Annotated in this window: 14 protein-coding genes and 2 tRNA genes; 11 read left to right on the top strand and 5 right to left on the bottom strand. The window is 40.4% G+C overall.

Annotated features, from left to right (window positions below):
• Positions 1 to 194 precede the first annotated feature (194 nt).
• The 4 genes from A7967_RS23100 to A7967_RS09575 all read left to right on the top strand — a co-directional run bounded on the left by A7967_RS23100 (position 195) and on the right by A7967_RS09575 (position 2,089).
• Positions 195 to 335 carry a hypothetical protein gene (locus tag A7967_RS23100; RefSeq protein WP_167349695.1) on the top strand — a complete coding sequence of 47 codons (141 nt, stop codon included), beginning with the start codon at positions 195 to 197 and terminating at the stop codon, positions 333 to 335.
• Between the two features lie 211 nt (positions 336 to 546).
• Positions 547 to 637, top strand: a tRNA-Ser gene (locus A7967_RS09585).
• Between the two features lie 52 nt (positions 638 to 689).
• Positions 690 to 782, top strand: a tRNA-Ser gene (locus A7967_RS09580).
• 290 nt (positions 783 to 1,072) lie between these two features.
• Positions 1,073 to 2,089, top strand: a complete 1,017-nt coding sequence (locus tag A7967_RS09575; protein ID WP_054205283.1) for an Abi family protein — start codon at positions 1,073 to 1,075, stop codon at positions 2,087 to 2,089.
• A 227-nt stretch (positions 2,090 to 2,316) separates the two neighbouring features.
• Here A7967_RS09575 and A7967_RS09570 read toward each other — a convergent pair whose 3' ends face one another.
• Together A7967_RS09570 and A7967_RS09565 are read right to left on the bottom strand one after the other, a co-directional pair.
• Complete coding sequence (locus A7967_RS09570; RefSeq protein ID WP_054205284.1) at positions 2,317 to 3,099, bottom strand: amidohydrolase; 783 nt, start codon at positions 3,097 to 3,099, stop codon at positions 2,317 to 2,319.
• Entirely contained in the window at positions 3,087 to 4,229 is a 1,143-nt protein-coding gene (locus A7967_RS09565; RefSeq protein WP_054205285.1) for a methionine aminotransferase, read from the bottom strand. The genes A7967_RS09570 and A7967_RS09565 overlap by 13 nt, the downstream gene beginning before the upstream one ends.
• Before the next feature lie 98 nt (positions 4,230 to 4,327).
• On the opposite strand from A7967_RS09565, the gene A7967_RS09560 reads away from it, so the two are divergent.
• From A7967_RS09560 to A7967_RS09540, 5 genes are all read left to right on the top strand, one after another.
• Positions 4,328 to 4,957: a methylthioribulose 1-phosphate dehydratase gene (locus tag A7967_RS09560; protein ID WP_054205286.1), complete on the top strand. Its 630-nt coding sequence runs from the start codon at positions 4,328 to 4,330 to the stop codon at positions 4,955 to 4,957.
• On the top strand, positions 4,954 to 5,640 hold the full coding sequence (gene mtnC, locus A7967_RS09555; RefSeq protein ID WP_054205287.1) for an acireductone synthase: 687 nt from the start codon (positions 4,954 to 4,956) through the stop codon (positions 5,638 to 5,640). The genes A7967_RS09560 and mtnC overlap by 4 nt, the downstream gene beginning before the upstream one ends.
• Positions 5,637 to 6,179, top strand: a complete 543-nt coding sequence (locus tag A7967_RS09550) for a 1,2-dihydroxy-3-keto-5-methylthiopentene dioxygenase (RefSeq protein WP_054205288.1) — start codon at positions 5,637 to 5,639, stop codon at positions 6,177 to 6,179. Before mtnC ends, A7967_RS09550 begins: the two co-directional genes overlap by 4 nt.
• 31 nt (positions 6,180 to 6,210) lie before the next feature.
• Positions 6,211 to 6,552, top strand: coding sequence for a gamma-glutamylcyclotransferase family protein (locus tag A7967_RS09545; protein ID WP_054205289.1), 342 nt, complete (start codon positions 6,211 to 6,213; stop codon positions 6,550 to 6,552).
• Positions 6,553 to 6,653: 101 nt separating this feature from the next.
• A complete protein-coding gene (locus tag A7967_RS09540) occupies positions 6,654 to 8,819 on the top strand; it encodes a winged helix-turn-helix domain-containing protein (protein ID WP_054205290.1) in 2,166 nt (721 codons plus the stop codon).
• Here the strand turns inward: A7967_RS09540 and mtnA are convergent.
• Entirely contained in the window at positions 8,816 to 9,838 is a 1,023-nt protein-coding gene (gene mtnA, locus A7967_RS09535; protein ID WP_054205291.1) for an S-methyl-5-thioribose-1-phosphate isomerase, read from the bottom strand. The two genes, A7967_RS09540 and mtnA, sit on opposite strands and share 4 nt — an antisense overlap.
• A gap of 134 nt (positions 9,839 to 9,972) precedes the next feature.
• Here mtnA and mtnK point away from each other — a divergent pair, with 134 nt between their 5' ends.
• Positions 9,973 to 11,190: an S-methyl-5-thioribose kinase gene (gene mtnK / locus A7967_RS09530; protein WP_054205292.1), complete on the top strand. Its 1,218-nt coding sequence runs from the start codon at positions 9,973 to 9,975 to the stop codon at positions 11,188 to 11,190.
• Between the two features lie 85 nt (positions 11,191 to 11,275).
• Here the strand turns inward: mtnK and A7967_RS09525 are convergent, their stop codons facing one another.
• Both A7967_RS09525 and A7967_RS09520 read right to left on the bottom strand, forming a co-directional pair.
• Positions 11,276 to 12,757 carry an FMN-binding glutamate synthase family protein gene (locus tag A7967_RS09525; protein WP_054205293.1) on the bottom strand — a complete coding sequence of 494 codons (1,482 nt, stop codon included), beginning with the start codon at positions 12,755 to 12,757 and terminating at the stop codon, positions 11,276 to 11,278.
• A gap of 116 nt (positions 12,758 to 12,873) precedes the next feature.
• Positions 12,874 to 14,652, bottom strand: coding sequence for a DUF885 domain-containing protein (locus A7967_RS09520; protein WP_054205294.1), 1,779 nt, complete (start codon positions 14,650 to 14,652; stop codon positions 12,874 to 12,876).
• 355 nt (positions 14,653 to 15,007) lie between these two features.
• Here A7967_RS09520 and A7967_RS09515 point away from each other — a divergent pair, with 355 nt between their 5' ends.
• The gene (locus tag A7967_RS09515; RefSeq protein WP_054205295.1) at positions 15,008 to 15,994 is read left to right on the top strand and encodes a GGDEF domain-containing protein; all 987 of its coding nucleotides are present in this window, start codon (positions 15,008 to 15,010) and stop codon (positions 15,992 to 15,994) included.
• The last annotated feature ends 52 nt before the right edge of the window (positions 15,995 to 16,046 follow it).

Genomic DNA, 16,046 nt, shown 5'->3' with positions numbered 1-16,046 from the left:
ACAGACCAAAAACAACAACCAACCTTCATAACCATGCAGTTACCACAGATCATAAAATCTGAACTGCACGTTAAAAAAATATATTCAGATTAGTTATTTCTATCCGACCACCCTAATTTTTATCGTTTTATTTTTGTGCAATTAAGCGTCAGAATAGCCCTGTTGTCAAAACAGACATAACCCGGAGCAAAGTAATGAACCCAGTAAATACATTAAATGAAAATGCAGCAACGCATGTTGCCGTAAAACCAACCAATCGCAAAGCAAAAATGCTCGCTAAACTTAACCGTTATGGTAAAAAGCTAGCACTTGGCGGCGCAGTTCAATATAAGTAACCACCCAACCATGGTTACTTTAGCGGTGCAGCAAACACCCAACCACTAAATGAAAACACTTATTTAGCTCCCTCGTTTGCTGCAACCCCTTCTTAAAACACCTCAAAAACACTTAATTTCAAAAAAAAACCACTTTTTAGAACAAAAAACCAGCAAACGATCTTTTTCCTATTTACACAGCCCACACACCTAAGTATTATCTTGCGTCAACGGAGAGATGGCAGAGTGGTCGAATGCACCGGTCTTGAAAACCGGCAGGGGTTTATAGCCCCTCTAGGGTTCAAATCCCTATCTCTCCACCATTATTACTTTTTGGTGGTTCACTCGACTATCAAAATGAAAAGTTTATGCGCTGGAGAGGTGGCCGAGTGGCCGAAGGCGCTCCCCTGCTAAGGGAGTATAGGGTTTGTAGCTCTATCGAGGGTTCGAATCCCTCCTTCTCCGCCATTTAATAACGAAAAAAGCCCCGCAATTTATTGTGGGGCTTTTTTTGTTGTTAAAAATGGCTGAAGGCGGGTGAGAACCCTCGACCAGGGTTCGACAAAATGTCAGGAACATTTTGGGCCGCTGCAAGCGCCTCCCGCGATTGATTACATGGACGTAAGCAAGCCCATCCCCACGTTTGACTACGATTCTAAATTTAAAAGAATACAGTTCTTTAATATATTCTATAATTCAAGTTCGCAATTAAGTTTTAAGTTATAATTGGTACATAAATAGGTTATTAGGTGATTTTTTTGGCATACAATAAACCATGGACAGACTTTGATGATCAATTACGCAAATTAAAAGATCGAGGGTTAATAATTACTGATGAAGTCAAAGCGTTAGAGTACCTGCAACGCATAGGCTACTACCGATTATCAGGTTATCTATATGCAGTTAGAAAACAAGGGGGTCTAGTTTGTAAGCTAGATAAAAATTTAAAACCTATTAGAAAAAAGAAAGAGAGTAAACATTTATATGATGAATACTGCCAAGGTGTAACTTTCGCAAACATTATTGATCTTTATGTATTCGATAAAAAATTACGTCAGCTATGCCTTGACGCCCTTGAAAGAATAGAAATTGCACTTAGAGTTGATGTAGTTCATGCCCTAGCTAAAGAAGGCCCTTTAGCATACACCAATCCAATAAATTTCAATTCTGATTTTGGAATAAAATGCTCACAAAATAATGGCTTAACCAAACACCATACTTGGATTTCATCCGTTGCTAAAAACTGCACTAGGAGTAAGCAAAAATTTATAGAGCATATAAAAAATGAATACGGCTACCCATTGCCATTATGGGCAGCCGCAGAAACATGGGATTTTGGATGCCTAGCAATCGCTTACAACGGACTTCCGTATAAAGATGCAAATGCTATTGCCGAAAAATTTGGAATAAAAAAAGAGAAAAATAACGCTTCCGGACAGATTTTTTCATCATATATAAATGGGTTACGTTATTTACGAAATGTATGTGCTCATCATTCTAGATTGTGGAATTTAAATATAACAGAACAACCAAGTAACACAGGTAACCATTATTCTTGGCTAGAATTTGCAAGAAAAAATCCCCACTTTCAAGCTAGGCCATTCTTCCTTTTGTGTATAGTAAATGAATTACTAAAAGTCATAAATCCAAATTCTAAGTGGGGAGATAGGCTGAAAGAACATATTAGTACTTTCCCAAATATTCAAAGTGCCAACATTAGTGTATATGGTATGGGTGTCCAGGATAAATGGCTAGAATGGGATATTTGGAAATAAAAACCCCTCTTCAAAAAGAATTAACTTTAAGAGAGGGGCCGTGATAGGGAAATTTTAGTCAATATTGACCAAAACGTCAACAGCCCACTGTAATTCTCTTTGCGAAAGCATGAACTCCGATAAAAACTCATGAATATAAACTAAAACACAAACCACACCGAGTTATCGAAGCTCTTTCACCTTGTATTTTGTAACACTCAACTTGGTCTACAGACATATCTCGAACTTTACTTGCAACCACCCAAACTAAACCCATCGGCATCTAAATGCGCCGGAAAACTTTGCTTAAAGAGCTCAAGCGGCTGTTTGTCCAAAGTGATAATAACAACATCAGCTTTGTTATCAGTAGCGGCTGCTAGCATATCACCTTTGAAATCATACACTGCAGTGCCGCCATTATGCGCAACGCCATTGCCATCTTCCCCCACACGGTTCACACCAACCACATAGCACTGGTTTTCCATCGCACGCGCCATTAATAGGGTATCCCATACATTACGCCTTGCTGCGGGCCAATTGGCGACATTTATCATCACATCGTAATCGTTACGATTACGTTGAAAAACCGGGAAGCGTAGGTCATAACACACTTGCGGTAAAACCCTAAAACCATTAATGGTGAATATTTGCCGCTGCTGCCCAGCTTTTACAAAATCACCTTCTTTACCCAAACAAAATAGGTGGCGTTTGTCGTAAAACTTAACCTCACCACTGGGCCACACCCAGTAAAAACGATTGGCTTTTTTGTCACCTTGCTCTACTAATACTGAGCCTGCAACCACTGCATTGGCCGATTTAGCTGTCGCGATTAACCAAGCAAGTACTTGACCGTTTTCCGGTTCAGCGCAATCGAGGCTTATCGCAAAGCCGGTGGCGAACGTTTCGGGTAATAAAATAAGATCAACCGCTTTATCTATATTAGCTATTTTATTGCCAAAATTTTCCAAGTTAGCAGCTTTATCTAACCAGTTAAGCGAGGTTTGCACCAAAGCGAGCGTTAAAGTTGACATAAAATCTCCGCAGCTTGCAGCAAAGTTTCATCGCTTTTAGCAAAGCACAAACGAATTACTTTATCGTGACTTGGTTGTTGATAAAACACACTCAATGGGATAGCAGCAACGCTCGCCTGTTCAACTAGCCATTGGCAAAACTCAACATCATTTAACTCAGACACATCACTGTAATCGAGTAGCAAAAAGTAAGTGCCTTCGCTGGGCAAAATAGTAAAGCGGCTACCTTTAAGAGCATTACTGAGCACATCGCGTTTTTGTTGATAAAACTCACTAAGCTCATCCACATGCTCTCCTTGTTGCTCTAACATATCGGCTAATGCATGTTGTGCAGGCGTAAAACTTGAAAAGGTCACATATTGATGGATTTTACGAAACTCCACAGCCAAGCTTGCTGGTGCGATGCAATATCCCATTTTCCAACCCGTACTGTGAAATGTTTTACCGAAACTTGAAATAACAAAGCTTTTTGCAAATAGCGCATCATCACGCAGTACACTTAAGTGAGGCTGCCCATCAAAGGTAATGTGCTCGTATACTTCATCGCTGATGACATATAAATCATGCGCTGAAACTATCGCTTTAAGGGCATTTATATCTTGCTGCTTTAATGTTTTCCCACTGGGATTATGTGGGGTATTTATAATTATTGCGCGGGTGTTTTTATTTACGGCACTGGCAACAGCTTGCCAATCAATCACATAATCTGGCGCATGTAGCGCAATATTAACCGACTTACCGCCTGCCAGCTCTATTGCCGGTTGATAAGAGTCATAAGCGGGGTCAAATATAATGACCTCATCGCCGCGACGTACAATAGCTTGAATTGCAACAAATAATGCCTCTGTAGCGCCTGATGTAACGGTTACCTGCTGATCGGCATTAATTTCTGCACCGTATTTTCGCTGTGCTAATTCAGCTATTTGTTGCTGTAGTCGCGGCACACCACTTGAAGGCGAATATTGATTCATTCCTTCTAATACATAATGGTTCAGCTGTTTTTTTAGCAGCTCTGGCGCGTCAAATTCAGGGAAACCCTGCGATAAATTAATTGCTTCATATTGATTTGCTAAAGTGGTCATTTGACTAAAAATACTGGTGCCTAAATTTGGCAATTTACTTTCAAACACTGGTTACCCTTAATGATGGTTTTGCGCCCAAAGCGATGCTATCATTGCTTATAAAAGAAGTATAGCCGTCTAAATCGTTTTAGTAGCTCGAGGATTATATGCATAACAATACCGCTATTTCAGAACTTATAGAAGCAGGAAAATGGATCAGTCAACGTGGTTGGGTTCCTGCAACAGGTGGCAACTTTTCAGCTCGTACAACCACCGGATTTGTTGTAACTGCCAGCGGCTTTGATAAAGGTCAGCTCGGTACTCATACCTTTATTCAGTTAGACCATAATGGTGATCGCAGCGCGGGTTCAGCCAAACCTTCTGCCGAAACAGAGCTGCATTTATGCATGTACAAACTCATTCCTTCAGCTAACTTTGTATTGCATACCCACTCTGTTGCAGCCACGGTACTATCGCGGGTAGTTAAAGGCCACAGCCTTGATTTACAAGGCTACGAAATGCAAAAGTCAATTGCAGGCAATACGTCACATTTAGACACACTTAGTATTCCTATTTTTGATAACGACCAAGATATTGATCGCCTAAGCTTATTAGTAAGTGACCATCACTTACATACGCCGATTGAGTATGCAGTGCTTATTCGCGGCCATGGTCTATATGTTGTAGGGCGTGATATTCGTGAAGTACGTCGCCACTTAGAAGGCTTAGAGTTTTTATTTAGTTGTGAGCTTGAGCGTTTAAAATTAGAAGGTATTTCAGCAGAGGCAAAAGTATGATCAAGGCATTATTAACTGATATTGAAGGCACAATTACCCGAATTTCATTTGTTAAAGAAGTGCTGTTTCCTTATGCCGCTGCGCGGTTACCCGAATTTGTAAAAGCAAACCAGCAACAAGACGCCGTAGCTGAACAATTAAATGCCGTAAAAGAATTTATCGAGCAGCCAGATGCCCCTATAGATACGGTTATTAGCACCTTGCTCAAATGGGTTGCCGACGATAAAAAAATTACCCCACTTAAGCAACTGCAAGGTTTGATTTGGCAGGCGGGTTACGAAAATGGTGATTTTACTGGTCACTTATATCCTGATGCCTACCAGTTTTTACAACAGCAAAAACTCGCAGGTCAGCAGCTTTATGTGTATTCGTCAGGTTCAGTAAAAGCACAACATTTGATTTTTCAATACTCCGATTTTGGTGACATCCGCCCACTATTTACTGATTACTTTGATACCAAGGTTGGTGCAAAACAAGAGCAATCATCGTATGAAAACATTATTACGCAACTGCCATTTGACGCAAATGAAGTGTTATTTTTGAGCGATGTGGTTAGCGAGCTTGATGCAGCTAAAGCCGCAGGCCTAAATACGTTGCACTTAATCCGTGATGGTCAAGCCTGCTCGGTTGAACATAATTACATTAACGATTTTAGCCAGTTTACAGCGGAGTATTTAGCATGAGCCAATTAACTATTTTTGCTGACTGTAATGGCGAAAATGCGCTTTTTACAAGTCATGACAACAACGAGATAGCCGCAGAGTTAAATAAGGTCGGTGTACGTTTTGAGCAGTGGCAAGCAAGTGCAGTGATCACCGCCACTACTAATAATGAGGAGATCATTGCATCTTATAACACCGATATCGAGCGCCTAAAGCAACAAGGGGGCTATCAAACTGTTGATGTAATTTCATTGGCTAAAGGTAACCCCTCAGCGGCGGATTTACGCGCTAAGTTTTTATTTGAGCACACCCATAGTGAAGATGAAGTACGCTTTTTTGTGAAAGGCCAAGGGTTGTTTTGCCTACACATTAACGACAAAGTTTACCAAGTGCTGTGCCAACAGGGTGACTTGATTTCAGTCCCTGAACTCACGCCGCATTGGTTTGATATGGGCAGCGATCCTGAGTTTACCGCGATTCGTTTGTTCAATAACACTGAGGGCTGGGTTGCACAAAGCACAGAATCAGAGATTGCCAAGCAATTTCCGTTATTAGATTAACGACCTGTTATTTAAAACCAAAAGGCTAAAAATGGAAAAGCTATTCTCATACGGTACGCTGCAATTAGAGCAAGTACAGCTTGATACCTTTGGCCGTTTGCTTGAAGGCCAAGCCGATACACTACAAGGTTACGTAATAGGTGAAGTTGAGATCTCCGATGCCGCCGTGCTGAAAAGCAGCGGCCAACGGTTTCATCCTGCATTAATTAAAACAGGACTGGCGACAGATACAGTAACCGGCACCATTTTTACTATCACCGCAGAAGAACTCGCCAACGCAGACAACTACGAAGTTAATGATTACGTACGAGTTGAAGAGATATTTAGCAGCGGTATTAATGCGTGGGTGTATGTAGCTAAAAGCCTAATATAGCTTACATTAGTTTACAAACACCCAACAAAAATACCCTAAAGACAAACAACTTCTGTTATTATTCTTTGTGATAAAAGCAATATATAATTAAAGGATTAGATATGGGGCTGGCGCGTTTTCTCACTCAAGGAAACTTAATATTAGTTGGCGAGTGGCAACTAAATATTGATCAGCAAAGTATTAGTGACGGTGATAACGTTAGGGAATTAGAACCCCTACTGTTCAAACTATTATGCTATTTTATTGAACATAATGAACGAATAATTCCTCGCCAAGAACTTGCTGAAAATATTTGGCAACAAAGTCATGTAGATGATAATGCTATTAACCGCGCCATCTCTGAGTTAAGAAAAGCCCTCAAGTCAGCAAAACAGCCCGGCCAGAGTATCAAAACTCATTACCGAGCTGGCTACAGTTTATTTATTTCAGTGAACTCAAGCGCAATTAGCGCTGAACCAGAACTTGCGGTAACCAAACCTATTATAACCCCTTTAGTTCCACCAACACTGCAACCGACGAGAACACCGATAAAAGTATATTGGCCTTGGACTATGGTCTTGCTGCTCTTAGTGATTTGCCTTTTTTGGTTTTATCAAGAGCAACCATCTGCCAGCAATGAAACACAAAGCTCCATGCCTTTTCTTACTTTAGAAGCTGAAACTATTTCTTGGCATAAGGGAAGTTACTATAACTTATTGCTTCCCCCTGATAAAAGTAAGCTGGCTTATATGGTTACCACTGCCAAACCAAGCGTAACAAGCGAAACAAGCAACATGTATGTGATGGACTTGGGCAGTAAAAAAGAATATTTGATTGATGCTGGCAAAGTTTATATTCAAGGTTGGTCAAGTGATGGTGAACGATTATTTTACATCAAGTGTAAGAAAAATAATAAATACCAGTGCCAGCAATGGCAAGCCAGTAATTTTATTTCTAAAGAGATAAAAAAGATGCCCCTACCGTATAGCATTACAGGGGGTGAAGAACTAACTCAGTACACGGAAATTGGCGATACAGCAATATTTCGTAGAAATAACTATCGTGGACTTACCCACCTCAATGCACTCTATGCCTATGATAAAAAAACAGGTGAGGAGCTGCGTATTACTACACCCAATATAACAGGTACTGGTGACTACTTATTAACATCGCTCTCAAATCCCGATAGAATTATCTTTGAGCGCCATAACGTTAGCCAATCTGAGATTTACATGGCTAACCTTGATGGGAGTTCGTTGAAGTTATTAACGACGTACACCCACAGAGCATGGGCGGCTACCTATGACAAAGATGACAACACTCTAATTTGGTACAACCGCTTTAATTCGACAATTGAGTCATTTTCGCTCGATACTATGCAGCTAGGGCAAGTGATTGAAGCCCCTGTAAAAGCGGCAAATTACGCATACCCACTTGATAAGCAAACCATATTAATCAGTACCGACTTACACGATTTAGATGTCAATATCTTTGATTTTAAAACGGCAAGCATGGAGCATATTGCCACAGCAAATAAACATGAGCGCGATGGCGTAGCACTGAAAAATGGTGATATCTACTTTGCCGATGCTTATTACCACGATAAACGCGAACATTGGTTAAAAACGAGCAACCAATTTATCAACATTACTGATCAGTTAGGCACTGATAATATAATTATAGCTGCTGATGCTAATAGCTCGCATTTATTGAGCTACAACAAAAGTAGTTATCAACTCTCCATTTTGAATGCCACTGATTACCATGTGATAAAACAATGGACGATGCCTGGCCATATTCACAGTGCTGTAATGCGTAACAATAAAGTGGCTATAATCTATACGGATGCCACTAATCAAAACAACCAAATAATGCTGTTAAATACTGATAATGAAAACACTGTAATGAGTGACATCGACACTCCACTTGCGCTTGCTTGGCTTGATGACGATCAGTTAATTGTGCATACAAAAAACACGCAATTTTTAATACTTGATAGCCAAACCAATACTTATAAAGAATTTGCAACACCAGATAAACTAACGACAATCAAACCCTCTATAGTGGCTATAGCAAGCAATGATAAAACATTATTTGTGGCAACCGATTTAGAAATATACAGTACGACTTTAGATACAATGCAAGATGTTAAAAGTTTAGTAAAAATGAAGCCAACAAACTATGTAATGAAGCTAAATGCCCAGAATGATAAGTTAGCTATTTCACTTGTATCTACCTACAACCCAAATAGTATTGAACTTTACACAGAGCATAAACCAAATGACTAAAAGCCCCTCAAAGCGCCTCGCTTAATATCAGCTTGGCTATACACTCCAGTATCCAGTACCCAGCCCGTGATAAGCTTTGCGGGCGTTACGTCAAATGCTGGATTGTAAACTTTTGCGTTAGTCGGTGCCCAAAGCGCCTCGCCAAAACTGCCGCTGACACCGCGTACCTCTGCTCCATTACGCTGCTCTATTTCTATCTCTTTGCCGCACGCCGTGTTTATATCTAATGTGGTTAGCGGCGCAACAACATAAAATTCAATATCATGAAAGTGCGCAAGCACAGCTAAATTGTAAGTACCTACTTTATTTGCAAAATCGCCATTGGCGGCGATACGGTCTGCACCCACAAAAATTTTATCCACTTTGCCCGCGGCCATTAAACTTGCAGCCATGTTGTCGCAAATTAAAGTATAAGGGATTTGCCAGCGCTCTAATTCAAATGCAGTCAACCGCCCACCTTGTAACAATGGCCTAGTTTCGTCTACCCACACATGAATGTCACCATGGCGCTGCTGCGCTTTATAAATCACCCCAAGCGCAGTGCCTATGCCTGCAGTAGCTAACGCTCCCGTATTACAATGAGTCAGAATATTATCGCCACTGTTAACGAGTTTTGCTCCGTGAGTTGCCATTTTCTCGCACAGAGCAATGTCTTCGTTGAACAGCTTTACTGCTGTGTTTATAACTTCAGCTACATAATCTTGCTGCTGTAATGCCACCCTTAGTTTCGCCATGCAATGCATTAAATTAACAGCGGTGGGACGCGTAGCTTCAAGGTCATCAATGGCTTGCGCTAAAACAGCTTTGGTTGTGTCTTGTTCAGCCAAATAAGCAATTAATAAACTAGCACCTAAACCAATCAATGGAGCACCACGAATTTTTAAACTCAAAATTAGCTCTCTCATGGTTTTTACATCACGGCATTCATGCCACACCTGTTGATGGGGCAATAAATACTGATCCAATACCATTAAGGTATTATTTTGGAATTTTAAGCTGCTAGCGATTAAATCTTGCATATGAGTTGGACCTACCAATATAAAATCTGCTGCTATTTTACATCAGTTTTAAAAACCCACAAGGCGGAAGTGTAGACTTCCAAACGGTTAAAGGTATAGAATGCTATTGTTCCTGAATTAATAAGAGAAGCCCGATGGCCAAATACTTTGCGTTTAATGCCCAGCATGCGATTGATTATATTAAAAATCTTGTAAAAGAAGAGGGATATGATTTTTTTCAGCCAGATCAAACTTTAACTGCGTATGAGTTTGGTGATGGTAATTTAAACTTAGTATTTAGAATCAGTGATGAGCAAAATAACAGCGTTATATTAAAACAAGCACTGCCTTATGCTCGCTGCGTAGGAGAATCATGGCCATTAACACTTGATAGAGCACGAATTGAAGCTGAAGTGTTAGTTAATCATGGCGCTATTTGCCCTGAACACACAGCCAATGTATTGCATTATAACCCCGTATCAGCGTTAACTATTTTAGAAGATCTGGGTCATTTACAAATTTTACGCACCGCACAAATTAACGCAGAACACTTTCCATTGCTTGGCCAGCATGTAGCCCGCTATTTAAGTTATACGGGATTTTATAATTCAGATTTTTACTTAGCCGCTCAGGATAAAAAAGCGAAAGTCACTCAGTTTACCAACCCTGAACTTTGCCAAATTACTGAAGACTTATTTTTTAACGATATTCTGCGTGAGCATGAGCGAAATAACTACCCTGCACAATTACAAAGCACGGTGAGTAAATTACAAAGTAACGCTGCGCTACATTTAGCAATCGCAAAACTCAAAGCGCAATTTTTATCATGCCCGCAAACTCTGCTCCACGGTGATATGCATAGCGGCAGCATTTTTGCAGATCAAAGCACCACTAAGATAATCGATCCTGAGTTTGGTTTTTTTGGCCCTATAGGCTTTGATATCGGCTCATTTATCGGCAACTTATTATTAAATTACTGCGCTCAAAACGCCCGCATTAGTGAGTTTGTTATTCGCCGCAACTATCACAGCCACTTACTGACTTGCCTGCAAGAAAGCTATAGCTTATTTGAACAACAGTGGCTTGCGCTAATTGTAAAGCAAAGTACTGATTTGAATTTGCAAGCAAATGGCTACGCTGAACACTTTATGCAACAAGTTTTGCAAGATGCTATTGGCTACTGTGGTGTTGAGCTTATTCGCCGTACGATTGGCTTGGCTCATGTTGCCGATATTGATGGTATTGAAGATGAACAAGCCCGCTTAGATGTACAGCGTCACACCTTAGCGCTGGGCGAGCAGTTAGTACTCAACGCCCATACCTGCAATAACAAAGAGGAATTTTTCTCTTTATTAATAAGCCAACTAAATTAAGTGTATAAATATAGCAAAAGGCACTTTATTAAGTGCCTTTTTATCAACCTACTTTGGGCGGGCCCTATTACCTAGCCCCTTTAAATTACTGATAATTTTCATACATTTTATCTAGTGGTTCTGATAAGCCATTTTCCTGCACAACCCGAACATGTTCACGGCTGAGTTCTCGAGCACTAAATACACCACATGAGTGCGCAATTAACCCCGCCCCATAATGAATATACTTGTTGTAATTAGCGACACGCTGCGCCTTGTCAGCTACATCAAGGCCGCGCTGCAAGCGTTCATCGTGTGTTGTTATACCTGTTGGGCAAGTGTCCTTATTGCACTGCAATGCTTGAATACAGCCCAGGGCAAACATATGACCACGTGCAGAAACAACAAAATCTGCGCCAAGCGCCAGTGCCCAAGCCACTTTTGACGGCACAATTAATTTACCCGATGCAATCACCTTAACCCGCTCTCGTAAGCCATGTTTTTCAAGCATGCTAACGACTAAAGGTAGACTCTCTTTTAAGGGTAATCCAACCGAGTCCATTAAAGGTTGAGGTGCCGCGCCGGTGCCACCATCAGCACTATCGATAGTAATAAAATCGGGCGCTGATTCGATACCGCGATGGTTTATTTCTGCAAACAAGGTTTCTAGCCATGCATAAGCGCCTATAACGGCTTTAAAACCGGTAGGCTTACCTGTTGTTTCACGGACTTTTGCAATCATATCAAGTAAGTCTGACGGATTTTTAACCTCTGGATGACCATTTGGGCTGATTGAATCTTGCCCCTGTGGAATGCCCCGAATAGCTGCAATTTCAGCATTAACTTTTTTACCGGGTAGCATGCCTCCTTTGCCCGGTTTTGCTCCTTGGCTCATTTTTATTTCAAACATCTTAACTTGCTCATAAGCCGCAATCTCTTGAAGCTTTTTAATGCTCAAATTGCCTTGCCCATCACGCACACCATACTTAGCCGTGCCTATTTGGAAAACTATATCTGCGCCCCCCTCTAAATGATAAGGGCTTAAACCGCCTTCGCCTGTATTCATCCAGCATCCTGCAAGCTTTGCACCTTTTGATAAAGCACGCACTGCAGGTTTAGATAAGGCACCAAAACTCATACCTGAGATATTAAATAAGGAGTTTGTTGCATAAGGTACAGTACAATAAGGCCCAATTATTACAGCGCTTGGCTCGAGGGCTTCTTCGTCTAAGGTAGGAAACGCACAGTTCATAAACATAACTGTACCAGTGACTTCTAAACTCTGTGTTGAACCAAACGCTGATGTACGGTCAACATTCTTAGCCGCTTTGTACACCCAACTGCGATCAGCACGGTTGAAAGGCATTTCCTCACGATCCATGGCAAAGAAATACTGACGAAAAAACTCGCCTTGGCGCTCAAAAAAATATCGAAACCGGCCAATCACCGGGTAGTTACGCCTAATAGCTTGTTTTGATTGAGTTACATCTGCAATATAAAAATAAATAACCACTAATACAAACAAACCCAATGCCACAATAAATAAACTGGCAAACACATCTATACTAAAAATTATAAAATCACTCATCCAACGCCCCTTGCTGGTTATTTTATTCCAGCAAAGAGCATATAAGCAGATCAAATTTCAAGCAAAGAGTTTTATACCCTAGGACTTCAAATTGTTGGGCCTACACTGAATAACGGTTAGCTTTTCTGTTTAGCTAATTCAGCTTGAATATACAAACGAATTTGTTCCTCAAGAACTGACAGAGGGACTGAACCATGGCGAAGTATTTGATGATGGAATTCACGAATATCAAAGTTCTGCCCTAGTGCTTGCTCTGTTTCTTGGCGTAAACGCTTAATGGTTAACTCACCGATTTTGTAAGATAACGCTTGCGCTGGCCATGATATATAACGGTCAGTTTCTGTTTTAACGTTATGTAACGACAGGGCCGTATTTTCACTCATAAAGTTCATTGCACGCTCACGGCTCCAGCCATACATATGCATACCCGTATCAACAACTAAACGTGCAGCACGCCACATTTCATACGTTAAACGGCCAAAGTTACTATATGGGTCTTGATAAAAACCAGCCTCAAGTCCTAAATATTCAGAGTATAAACCCCAGCCTTCACCAAATGCTGACAAGTAAGCGTCGCGGCGATAACTTGGTAAATACTCTAACTCTGCGTTGAGCGATATTTGTAAGTGATGGCCTGGCACTGCTTCGTGCAAAGTTAACGCCTCTAATACATACAAAGGACGTTTATCCAGCGCATAGGTGTTTACCCAATAAAAACCGGCTTGATCGTCACGGCTTGAACCAGAATAACGTCCGGTTGTATATTTTGGCGCAATACTCGCAGGTACTGGGGCTACACCGTAAGGCATACGCGGTAAGGTATGAAATAGTTTAGGTAATTGTGCATCCATTTTTTTAGCGATAAACGATGCTTCTTTTAATAACTCTTCAGGAGTTGTTGCGTAAAATTGTGGATCCGTACGTAAAAAGTGCACAAATTCGGCAAACGTGCCTTCAAAACCAACTTGCTTAATCACCTCATCCATTTCACCACGAATACGCGCAACTTCTTTTAAGCCAAGCTCATGGATTTCTTTTGGCGTCATATCTGTAGTGGTGTAATACTTGGCGCGATTAGCATAAAACGCCTCACCATTTGGTGTAGTTGAAATGCCTATTTCGCTACGCGCACCCGGTTGATACTCTTCATTAAAAAACGTTAAATACCCCTTGTAAGCGACAATCACCTGATCTTTAATTATTTTTTTGGCTTGTCGTTGTAAAACTGAAAACTCATTATCACTTAATCCGGCAGTGTTAGTTAAAAATGGCTTATAAAATTCCGATTGCGTTACATCGTCAACAATGTAGGCGTTAATTGAGTCTTGATACCCGATTAAGACGGCTTTCGGTTGTGTTAAACCAGCTTGCAAGCCTTTACGCATCCAGCCAATATTTTGCTCAAAAAAGCGGGGAACTTGCTGCAAACGTTTAAGGTAAAGCTGGTAGTCAGCAGCTGTCTTATAATCTGAGCGCGATACCATAAACGACAAACTCGAATGAAAACCATATTCAGATGTCAGTGGCATGTAGTGTGCATTAAACACATATTCATCGACACTGTTTTGCACTTGAGCGCGGATTATAGTGAGGTTTATTCGATTTTCTTCATTGAGTTTATCTTTATCTATCGCGTCTAATTGCGCTAATAGCTGAATATTTCCTTGGTATTTTTTTTCAAGAAACTCAGCTGATAAATTACTTAATAAGTAGCCATCTACTCCTGCGGGGTTACTGTACGGGCTAATACTTTTACGATAGTCAACAATCGCTTCAGCGGCATCCGTAAATTGTTGGTCGCTGTTTATATCGGTCATTTGACACGCACTCAACGAACACACAAGAGCTAGGCTCAATAATGAGTGATGGAAAATATTTGAGCGTGGTTTTTTCATAGTTTTAGAGCTCTGTGGCATTAATGGTAAGGCTAAGCTAACCCAGTAAGACTAAAACAATCAAAAAAATGCGACTAAGAGACTTTAAAATAAGGCTAAATTAACAGCAATTATTGCCTAGTACTTAATCAGTATTTTTTTACATTAGTGCTATTGTTGAGAAAATCAGCGATTGGAAAGCAAAAATGCAACTTTTGCTTCTAAATTGTGTTTTTTAGCTTTTAAATTCACTCGATACAGATTAATGTATTGAGGAAATAAATGCTAGGATAGCCCAGATGTCTCATGGATTGAGTTATTTAATTTAGCTGTTACGCGTATTTAGTTGGTATAAACAATGATGTTCCATGATTCCATGGCTATTGCTCAAGAAAAAATGACCAAGGTATGTATCTTTTTAGAACATCATAGTTTACCGCCGTCACCTCTAAATTATCAGGTAGTTTACACTTTCGTTAGCCAAGTCAATTCCGACCTAAGCACAACGATTGATCGCGCAATTGCCCAAGGGCAAATAATTGATTCTGTTTATATCGAACAACTTTATTTTGACTACATCGATCAGGCTCACAAAGCTGAAACCTCCATGGTTCGCAATGTCGATGGTGTTATTAATTCATTGTCGCGCTCAGCACACTCCACTGAAAAAGAAATAATTCGTTTTGCCAGCCAAGTGAGTGACTGCGTTCATTCACTTGATGAAAATAACGTTAAGCAAAGCCGCTTAGCATTAGAGACGCTAAGCAAACAGACTGCCCATTTACTCACACAGCATAAGCAATTTAAGCGAGAGCTTATCAAAGCTAAACGATTACAAGAAAGAACCCAGCAACAACTCCTACAATTACGTAAACAACACATCACTGATCACCAAACTGGTCTGTATAAGCGCCACTACTTAAACCAGCAAACACAATTATGGTTAGGTAAAAACAAATCAGTATGTGCAATCGCCATTCAAATTGATAATTTAGATCACTTTATTGATAACTACGGCGATATGATTGGTGAAGTTATTTTAAATAAAGTTGCTAAACAAATTCAAAAGTACGTATTTGAAAGCGGTTTACCCGGACGTACAGGTAAAGATGCATTTACCATTTTACTTGCTGATATTGACCCAGAAACAGCCAATGTTATAGCTGAAAAAGTCCGCAATGGAGTCGAGAAGTTACGCTTTGTAAGCTCAAAAAATGGTATTAAACTTCCACCAATTAGTTTATCCCTTGGTATTGCTAAGCATCACGACGAGAAAGATTTTAATAAATTAGCGCGCAAAGCATCGAATGCTGCATATAAAGCAAAATCTCTTGGTCAAAGCAGCTTTATCGCTGGTCAATAAACCATATAAAGTTGTTACCTGCGAACAATTTAACCATATTCAAATTGCACCT

Source organism: Pseudoalteromonas neustonica, from assembly GCF_001653135.1.
GTDB classification, from domain to species: Bacteria; Pseudomonadota; Gammaproteobacteria; order Enterobacterales; family Alteromonadaceae; genus Pseudoalteromonas; species Pseudoalteromonas neustonica.
Note: the sequence above shows the minus strand (reverse complement) of the source record. Positions and strands in the feature narration are given on the sequence as shown.

Coding starts and splice junctions, on each gene's coding strand:
- A7967_RS23100 (WP_167349695.1), top strand. CDS start 195: ATGAACCCAGTAAATACATTAAATGAAAATGCAGCAACGCATGTTGCC.
- A7967_RS09570 (WP_054205284.1), bottom strand. CDS start 3,099: ATGTCAACTTTAACGCTCGCTTTGGTGCAAACCTCGCTTAACTGGTTA.
- A7967_RS09560 (WP_054205286.1), top strand. CDS start 4,328: ATGCATAACAATACCGCTATTTCAGAACTTATAGAAGCAGGAAAATGG.
- mtnC (WP_054205287.1), top strand. CDS start 4,954: ATGATCAAGGCATTATTAACTGATATTGAAGGCACAATTACCCGAATT.
- A7967_RS09550 (WP_054205288.1), top strand. CDS start 5,637: ATGAGCCAATTAACTATTTTTGCTGACTGTAATGGCGAAAATGCGCTT.
- A7967_RS09545 (WP_054205289.1), top strand. CDS start 6,211: ATGGAAAAGCTATTCTCATACGGTACGCTGCAATTAGAGCAAGTACAG.
- A7967_RS09540 (WP_054205290.1), top strand. CDS start 6,654: ATGGGGCTGGCGCGTTTTCTCACTCAAGGAAACTTAATATTAGTTGGC.
- mtnA (WP_054205291.1), bottom strand. CDS start 9,838: ATGCAAGATTTAATCGCTAGCAGCTTAAAATTCCAAAATAATACCTTA.
- mtnK (WP_054205292.1), top strand. CDS start 9,973: ATGGCCAAATACTTTGCGTTTAATGCCCAGCATGCGATTGATTATATT.
- A7967_RS09525 (WP_054205293.1), bottom strand. CDS start 12,757: ATGAGTGATTTTATAATTTTTAGTATAGATGTGTTTGCCAGTTTATTT.
- A7967_RS09520 (WP_054205294.1), bottom strand. CDS start 14,652: ATGAAAAAACCACGCTCAAATATTTTCCATCACTCATTATTGAGCCTA.
- A7967_RS09515 (WP_054205295.1), top strand. CDS start 15,008: ATGGCTATTGCTCAAGAAAAAATGACCAAGGTATGTATCTTTTTAGAA.